An 8,727-nucleotide genomic window follows, 5' to 3' on the forward strand; every position below is an offset into this window, starting at 1 on the left:
CGGGGGCGGGGCGCGCCGCGGCCGTATGACTGGCGACCCACATCAAATCTGTCAGCAGCGCGCGATCGTCATCTGCACGACGGATTTCCCGCCGCCGTTGCTGCGCGAAACGCAGCGTTGCACTATTGCGCCGCGGCGCCTGAAAAAAGCCGGGGCCGCCACGCTTACGTTCACAATCTGGTCCTATCGAGCGGACGCAGCAACTGCCCGCTCGCGCTGTCTTCGACATGCCACCCGGCCGCCTTCAACGCTTCGCGCAGGCGGTCGGCCTCGCTCCAGTCTTTGCCGGCTCGGGCCTTCTCACGCTGCCCGGCCAGCAGCGCGATATCCGCGGGAATGGCAAACGTGTCCGCCTTCCAGTCCGCGAGCCGCAATCCAAGCACGGTATCGAAGCAATCGACGGTGGCCCGTTGCGTCGCCGCCGGCAGATCGCTTTTAACGAGTTCCCACAACACAGCAAGCGCGCGCGGCAAATTCAGATCCTGGTCGACCTCGGCCTTGAAGCGGGCCACGAAATGCGCATCGGGTGTGCCGCCTTCCGGCCATTGCGCGTAGATTCTACGCAAGCGATCCAAGGCGGCTTGCGCGGCGTCGAGCGCGTCCGCGTTGAAACACAAAGTACTCCGATAGTGGGCGGTCAGGCATAAATAGCGATACGCCAGCGCATCGATGCCGCGGTCGATCAACGTCTGCAGGCGTACGAAGTCGCCAGCCGACTTCGACATCCTGGCGGCATCGAGCATAAGGAAATGGCCGTGCATCCAGAAGTTCGCCAGACGTGTGCCGTGGCGCGCCTGCGTCTGCGCAATTTCATTGCTGTGATGCACAGCGATATGGTCTTCGCCGCCGCAATGAATATCGAACCACACGCCAAGATATTTCGCCGACATCGCCGAGCATTCGATATGCCAACCCGGAAAGCCGCGCCCCCACGGACTGTCCCACTCCATTTGCCGCGTCGCATCGGATGGACTGAACTTCCATAGCGCGAAGTCCGTAGCGCGCAGTTTCTCGCCTACCGCAACGCGCTTGCCGGCCTGCAAGCCAGCCACATCGAGACGCGCCAGAAAACCGTAGTCGTCCTGTTTGCTCGTGTCGAAATACACGCCATCGGAAGTCCGATACGTGTAGCCGTTGCGTTCGAGCTCGGCGATGAAAGCGATCTGTTCGGCGATGTGATCGGTCGCACGGCACCAGACGGCAGGCTCCCGCAAGTTGAGCGCCCGCCAGTCGCTCATGAAGGCCGTGGTATATCGCTCGGCGATCGCCCATGCCGATTCGCCGGTGCGCCGGCTGCCCTTCTCCATTTTGTCTTCGCCTTCGTCGGCATCGGAGACGAGGTGGCCGACGTCGGTAATATTGACGACGTGCCGCACGGCGTAGCCGTTCAACGCCAGTACTCGCCGCAGCACGTCCTCGAACACATAGGTCCGAAGATTGCCGATATGCGCGTGGTCGTACACCGTCGGGCCGCAGCAATACATGCCCACGTAATCCGGATTGATCGGCGTGAAAGTGCGCATGGTGCGCGACCAGGTGTCGTACAAGGCAAGCGGCATTTGAATTCCCTTGGCGTTGAGCGCACTAAAAACGAAACGGCGAAACAAAAAAGCCACCGGTCTCATGACGGGTGGCCTCAGGGACATGAACGTGTACCGATCGACTCGCTAGACGCAAGCTCCCCTTGGCAGGCTGCAACAGCATGCGTGCATGGAATGCAAACGGGAAAGGATAGAAGCGTTCATGGAAACGATGCTAACGCGTGTTTCCGGGCGGGTCAATGCGGAGCGCCGCGTATTTTGAACGCGCGTGCCTTCGAGCGAATCGAGCGAAAAAAACCCGCCATACTTTCCCCTGACGGGGCTTTGCTTCACAACTGCTGTCGCTTAACGGGACATCATGTGCATGCTGACGTTATGCATTGCGGAGCCAATTCATCGAAAAACACCTTGAAACAAGGGCTACAACGTCATGCCAGCCTTGTTTGCGCAGCGTTGATTCACGCGCAGGTGTGGCGCAAAAACGCCGCGACCTTGACAGGAACGCAGCGCTTGCGGTGTCGAAGTGTCGCGGTGCGATCAGCCCGGTGAGCGGGCGGCGGCGACAGCCGGCGCGGCCGCCTGCAAATGAGCGCCGCCGTCGGCCGGTGCGGACTCCGAAGGATGTGCGGTGCTGCGTTCCGATTGCGCGAGCAGCGTGCCGACCGACGGATCGATCGCATCGGTGAACGGCTTGGGATCGAGGCCGATCGCCAGCACCAGCAATGCCATTGCGCCGAGCAAAACGAACTCGCGTCTGCCGAGATCCATCAGCTTCGCAACGCGGGCATTCGCAATCGCGCCGAAGATCACGCGCTTGTACATCCACAGCGTGTAGGCCGCGCTCAGAATCAGTGTCGTCGCGGCGATTGCGCCGATCCAGAAATTGAAACGGATTGCACCCATCAGCACCATGAATTCGCCGACAAAACCCGAGGTGCCGGGCAAGCCGATATTGGCCATCGAGAACAGCATCACGAACGAAGCGAACTTCGGCATGGTGTTGGCAACGCCGCCGTACTCGGCGATCGAGGCCGTTTGCGTGCGGTCGTAGAGCATGCCCGTGCACAGCAGCATCGCGCCCGACACCACGCCGTACGACAGCATCTGCACGATCGCACCGGCCTGGCCGATACGATTGAAGACGAACAGGCCGAGCGTGACGAGTCCCATGTGCGCGACCGTCGAATACGCGAGCAGGCGGCGCATATCGGTCTGCACGAGTGCCAGCAGACTCGAGTAAATCACCGCGACCAGCGACAGCGTGATCATCATCGGCGCGAAGAAGTGACTTGCCTGCGGCGCGATCGGCAACGCGAAGCGCAGCAAACCATAACCGCCAAGCTTGAGCATGCCGATCATCACGGCGGCGCCGGTCGGTCCGTCGAGGTGGACATCCGGCAGCCACGTATGCAGCGGCCACATCGGCACCTTCACACCGAACGCGGCGAGGAAACCGAGGAAGATCAGCACCTGCGGCATGGTGCCCAGATGCGTTTCACGCCATTGCGCAAGGTCGAAACTGTGCGTCTGCGTGTACAGATACAGCATCGACATCAGCATCATCAGCGAGCCGAGGAACGAGACGAAGAAGAACTTGACCGCTGCATACGAGCGGTTCGAGTGCCCCCACGTGCCGATCAGCAGGTAGAGCGGAATCAGCGTCGCTTCGAACGAAATGAAGAACAGCATGCCGTCGAGCGATGTGAAGACGCCTTGCATGAAGCCCGACAGCATCAGAAACGCGCCGAAATACTGCGCAGTGCGCTCGGTAATCGACTCCCACGAGGCGATCACGATGATGATGGTGGTGAGCGCGGTCAGCGCGACCAGCCACAGCGAAATGCCATCCACCCCCACATGCCACGCGATGTCGAACGTCGGCGACCATCTGACGTTCTCGACGAACTGCATGGCCGTCACGTCATTGCGAAAGTGGGTGACGAGCGGAATGACCGGCAGGAAACCCGCTACCGCGCCTGCGAGCGCGAGCAGCCGGGTACGGCCGCGCGCCTGATCTGATCCGGCACGCAACACCACCAGGCCGGCAACAATGGGGATCCAGATTAGAAGGCTAAGAAGCGGAGGCAATGACATGTGTTCTTTTCGATACTTGAAGTACAAAACACCACATCAATGCCTTCAAAACAGAAAGCATTGAAATGTATTTGAAGGACTTGGTTCGCTGAGGAGGTCGGAGCGGTGCTAGTCGACGTTTATTTGAGGCAAATCAGCAAGGAGTAAGAGATTACCCTTATCTAAAAAATTTTGCAGCGCATCAAGACAAAAAGATGTTTTCTGAAACGCGCCGTTGCAGAGCGTGGGTCTTGCGAAAAAAGATGAAATGTGCAAACGCACAATTGGATTGCGAGGCGCGAGGTCTGTGGAAGCCCGTTATGCTCTGAAACAGGGCATTTTTCGACCATCACCTCGCGAAGTGCGCCGTCGACCCGCGTTAGCAGATAGCAAATTGAAAGCTTGAGGCCGTGGAGTGTGACTCGACTCTCGCCGCACCTCTTTTTCGGATCTGCTTCGCCTGTTAATCGCAACCCGAATATACTGCGGCGATTCAGGGCCGCTGCTCGTGCACGATGCACATGTTTCTTCGCATCGCGCGACGCCGCCCTCGCCGGCCAGACTTATCGGATACCGCATGGTGCTTCGTAATGAAGGTGTCGCTCCCGCGCTCGAGTGCCGCGCGCTGAGTAAAACGTACGGCGGCCGCGTCGTGCTTGCGCAACTCGATTTCGCCCTGGAGCCCGGTGAATTCGTCGCGATCATGGGCGACTCGGGCGTCGGCAAATCGACGTTGCTGAATCTGATTGCGGGCCTCGACCGCGCGGATAGCGGCGATGTGATGATCGACGGCAGCGCAGTTTCCCGTCTCGATGACAACGCGGCGACGCGTCTGCGCCGGCAAAAACTCGGCTTCGTGTTCCAGGCGTTTCACGTGCTGCCCCATCTGACGCTCGCGCAGAATGTGGCCCTGCCTCTGCTATTGAACGAGCTGCCTACTGCCGGCGCGCTCGATATGCTCGCAGCCGTAGGCTTGAGCGGTCGCGGCGATGACTTTCCGCGGCAACTGTCGGGCGGGGAACTGCAGCGCGTCGCCATCGCGCGAGCGCTCGTGCATCACCCCAAATTGATCCTCGCCGACGAACCCACCGGCAACCTCGACCCCGCTACCGCGCACGAGGTGCTCGCTCTGTTCCGCGCGGAATGCAAGGCAAACGGCGCGGCCACGATCATGGTCACGCATTCGGAAGCGGCCGCGGCGATTGCCGACCGTATCCTGATTCTGAGCGACGGCGGCTTGCATGCATCGGGTCGTGCCGTGCTTTCCGGTTCGCTCGCCGATTCGCACTCCACGGCGCCTTCAGCCGATGATGCGCGCTGAGCCGAGGTCACTGCTGTTCATGAGAGGCCACCGCATCCTCTCGCGCTGGCTGCTTGGCGCCGAGTGGCGCAGCCATCGCGGGCGCGCATTGGTCGCTATCGCGACAATCGCGCTCGGCGTGGCGCTCGGTTATGCCGTTCAACTCATCAACAGTGCGGCCTTCAATGAATTCTCCGCGGCAACTCGAAGCCTGTCGGGCCAGGCCGATCTGCAAGTACGCGGCGCGCAAGCAGGCTTTAACGAGTCCATCTATCCGCGCTTGTCCAACGAGCCCGGCGTGGCGCTGGCCAGTCCCGTTCTCGCGCTCGATGTCAGCGTGCCGAATCAGAACACTCCGCTGCCGGTACTCGGCATCGACATCTTCAAGGCAAGCCGCATCGCGCCCGACCTGATCGGTGTGCCGTCGCCGGATCATCCGTACGATGCGCTCGCGGCCGACACGGTGTTTCTCTCGTCAGCGGCACAGCAATGGTTGAAGGTGAAAATCGGCGACTACGTGTCGCTGCGCAACGGCACGGAGATCGTGCGCTTACGCGTAGCCGGCGGCCTTGTGAGAACACGACCAGGCCAGCGGCTCGCGGTGATGGATATCGCCACCGCTCAATGGAAGTTCAGCAGCGTGGGCAAGCTCTCACGCATCGATCTGCAACTCGAACGCGGCGTCGATCGGGAACGCTTCAAGCGTTTTCTGCAAACGCGGCTCGGCAGCCAGTGGGTGATTTCCGAAACGCGCGACGCCGAAAGCCGCACCGACCGTCTATCGCGTGCCTATCGAATCAATATGAACGTGCTCGCACTGGTCGCGCTCTTCACCGGCGCCTTCCTGGTGTTTTCGACACAGGCCTTAGGGGTCGTGCGGCGCCGCGCGCAGTTTGCGATGCTGCGCGTGCTCGGGCTGACACGCGGCCAATTGTTGCGCCAGATTCTGATAGAAGGCGCGCTGCTCGGCTTGCTGGGTTCGTTGCCTGGACTCGCGCTCGGCTATGTCATGGCGAGCATCGCGCTGCGTTTTTTCGGCAGCGACCTGGGTGGCGGCTACTTTCCTGGCGTGCAGCCGCAAGTCGGTTTCGAACCGCTCGCCAGCATGCTGTTTCTGACGCTCGGCATCGCCGTGTCGGTACTCGGCAGCCTTGCACCTGCATTGGAAGCCGCCCGCGCGCGGCCGGCCACGGCGCTCAAGGCCGGCGCCGAAGAAGGCGCGTTGGCGCGGCTCGCTACGCCGTGGCCCGCGTTGGCGTGCCTTTTTGTTGCCGCCGTCCTCACACAGTTGCCACCCTGGTTCGACGCGCCTATCGGCGGCTATCTTGCCGTCGCCCTGTTGCTGGTGGGCGGCATTGCCTTGATGCCACGCGTCACCGCATCGATCTTCGGTGTGGCGAGCCGCGCGTTCGCCGCACGCCAGCGTGCCGGCGCCGCCGGCACGCTGGCGTTGGCGCGCCTCGCGAACGCACCGGGCCACGCATCGATCGCAATGGGCGGGGTGTTGTCGAGCTTCGCACTGATCGTCGCGATGGCGATCATGGTGGCCAGTTTCCGCGTTTCCGTCGAAGACTGGTTGAGCCACCTGCTTTTCGCCGACCTGTACGTCCGCATTGCGCCAAACAGCGACACCGGCGGCTTGCGGCCCGACGAACAGACTCTGCTGGCGGCCGTACCAGGCATCAAAGCAGCTGCGTTTGCTCGCATCTCGCATCTCACGCTCGATCCCGCGCGGCCGGACGTCGCCGTGCTTGCGCGTGAAATCGATGCGGCCGATCCGGGCGCAAATCTGCAAATGACGGGAGCGGTGCTGCCTCCTTCCGCATTGCATGATGGCGAAACACCTGTTTGGGTATCCGAAGCAATGCTCGACCTGTACGGTTACAAGCTCGGCCAACGCGTGCAGTTGCCGCTCGGCGAGCGCGGTCACGTGTTTGTGGTGGCCGGTGTATGGCGTGATTATGTGCGTCAGACCGGCGCGATCCAGATACGACTTGCCGACTATCGGCGCTTGACCGCCGACAATCGAGCGACCGACGTGGCCGTCACTGTTCAGTCAGGAACGAGTGTCGAACGCGTGATTGCGGGGTTGCGCGCGCTGCCCTTCGGTGAGTCGATGGATCTATCGCAACCGGACGAGATTCGCACGCGTACGCTGGTCATCTTCGATCGGAGTTTCGCTGTGACTTACCTTCTCGAGGCCGTCGCCATCGTGATCGGATTGTTCGGCGTGGCGGCGACGTTTTCTGCGCAAACGCTCGCGCGGGCTCGTGAGTTCGGCATGTTGCGGCACGTGGGCGTGGCCCGCACACAGATCCTCGCGATTCTTGCGCTGGAAGGCGGGATGCTCACCGCTTGCGGCATCGCGATAGGCTTCGTTCTGGGATTCGCGATCAGTCTGATTCTCGTGTTTGTCGTCAATCCGCAGTCGTTTCACTGGAGCATGTCGCTGCACATTCCATGGACGGTGCTGGGTACGGTTGCGCTTGTGATGCTGGTGTCATCGTGCTCGACGGCGGTGATCGCGGGGCGCGGCGCGGTGTCGGTGGATGCGGTGCGCGCGGTGAAGGAGGATTGGTGATGCGGGGGCTTTCGAAGGTTTGCACACTGCTGTGCACCGCTTTGTTGATTCACGCGTCGGCATTCGCCGCCGCGCCAGAATTCACGGCAGTCACACCGGACCATCCGATCGTCTTTCCTCAGGACAGTGGCGCACACGCGTCTTTTCGCACCGAGTGGTGGTATGCAACCGGTTGGCTCACTACACCCGATAATCGGCCGCTTGGTTTCCAGATCACTTTTTTCCGCTCGGCGACTGGCCACGATCCTGCCGATCCGAGTGCATTTGCGCCTTCGCAATTGATCATCGCGCACGCCGCGCTAAGCGATCCTGCCGTCGGGCACCTCACGCACGATCAACGCATCGCCCGTCAGGGCTTCGGACTCGCCTACGCCAAACCGGACAATACCGACGTCAAACTCGATGCATGGAAAATCGTGCGCGCTGTCGACGGCCATTACGACGTGACAGTCGATGCCAACGGTTTTTCGTTGCATCTCTCGCTGACGCCGACGCAAGCTCCCTTGGTGCAAGGCGAACGCGGGTACTCGCGCAAAGGTCCCAGGCCCGAGCAGGCGAGTTATTACTACAGCGAGCCGCAATTGCGCGTGGCCGGCAGCGTAGTCCGGCCGGCCGCGGCGAGCGTCGCAGCGAAGCACGAGACGGCCGTCACCGGCGCCGCATGGCTCGATCATGAATGGTCGAGCACCCTGCTTGACGCCGATGCGGTGGGATGGGATTGGCTCGGCGCAAACCTGACGGATGGCTCGGCTTTGATGGCGTTCAAGGTACGCGGCCGCGACGGACATGCGATATGGGCACATGCAACGCTGAGGAACCGCGACGGCCACACCACAACGTTCGACCCCAGCCAGGTCGACTTCACACCGGTCCGCGCATGGCGCTCGCCGCGTACGAACACGTTATACCCTGTATCGATGACAGTCAAAACCGGAGCACTTAGCTGGCAAGTCGATCCGCTGATGGACGATCAGGAACTTGACTCGAGGCAGTCGACCGGTGCGGTGTATTGGGAGGGTGCGGCGCGTGTGAGCCGCGAAGGTGTCGCTGTCGGACGCGCTTATCTGGAACTCACCGGTTATGCGCATGCGCTCAGACCAGGCAAGAACTGAATCGCTGTTTTCATATGCGTTTTTAAGGCGCATGAATTTAGACGCCGTAAACGCAGAAACCCCACCGTTCTGGGTGGGGTTTCTGGTGCTGCTGGGGAGCCTGACGATGACCTACTTTCA

General features: G+C 61.4%; 5 protein-coding genes. 3 read left to right on the forward strand and 2 right to left on the reverse strand.

The window, feature by feature from the left end:
- Positions 1–170: 170 nt before the first annotated feature.
- Together cysS and AC3WLT_RS34665 are read right to left on the reverse strand one after the other, a co-directional pair.
- Positions 171–1,559, reverse strand: coding sequence for a cysteine--tRNA ligase (gene cysS / locus AC3WLT_RS34660; protein WP_492596107.1), 1,389 nt, complete (start codon positions 1,557–1,559; stop codon positions 171–173).
- A gap of 519 nt (positions 1,560–2,078) precedes the next feature.
- A complete protein-coding gene (locus AC3WLT_RS34665) occupies positions 2,079–3,635 on the reverse strand; it encodes an NADH-quinone oxidoreductase subunit M (RefSeq protein WP_492596108.1) in 1,557 nt (518 codons plus the stop codon).
- Between the two features lie 556 nt (positions 3,636–4,191).
- Here AC3WLT_RS34665 and AC3WLT_RS34670 point away from each other — a divergent pair.
- From AC3WLT_RS34670 to AC3WLT_RS34680, 3 genes are read left to right on the forward strand one after another with little or no spacing between them, the layout of a single operon-like run.
- On the forward strand, positions 4,192–4,935 hold the full coding sequence (locus AC3WLT_RS34670; RefSeq protein ID WP_492596109.1) for an ABC transporter ATP-binding protein: 744 nt from the start codon (positions 4,192–4,194) through the stop codon (positions 4,933–4,935).
- Between the two features lie 19 nt (positions 4,936–4,954).
- Positions 4,955–7,495 carry an FtsX-like permease family protein gene (locus AC3WLT_RS34675; protein WP_492596110.1) on the forward strand — a complete coding sequence of 847 codons (2,541 nt, stop codon included), beginning with the start codon at positions 4,955–4,957 and terminating at the stop codon, positions 7,493–7,495.
- A complete protein-coding gene (locus tag AC3WLT_RS34680) occupies positions 7,495–8,607 on the forward strand; it encodes a lipocalin-like domain-containing protein (protein ID WP_492596111.1) in 1,113 nt (370 codons plus the stop codon). The genes AC3WLT_RS34675 and AC3WLT_RS34680 overlap by 1 nt, the downstream gene beginning before the upstream one ends.
- Positions 8,608–8,727: the final 120 nt, after the last annotated feature.

Source organism: Paraburkholderia sp. FW306-2-2C-D06C, assembly GCF_058781505.1.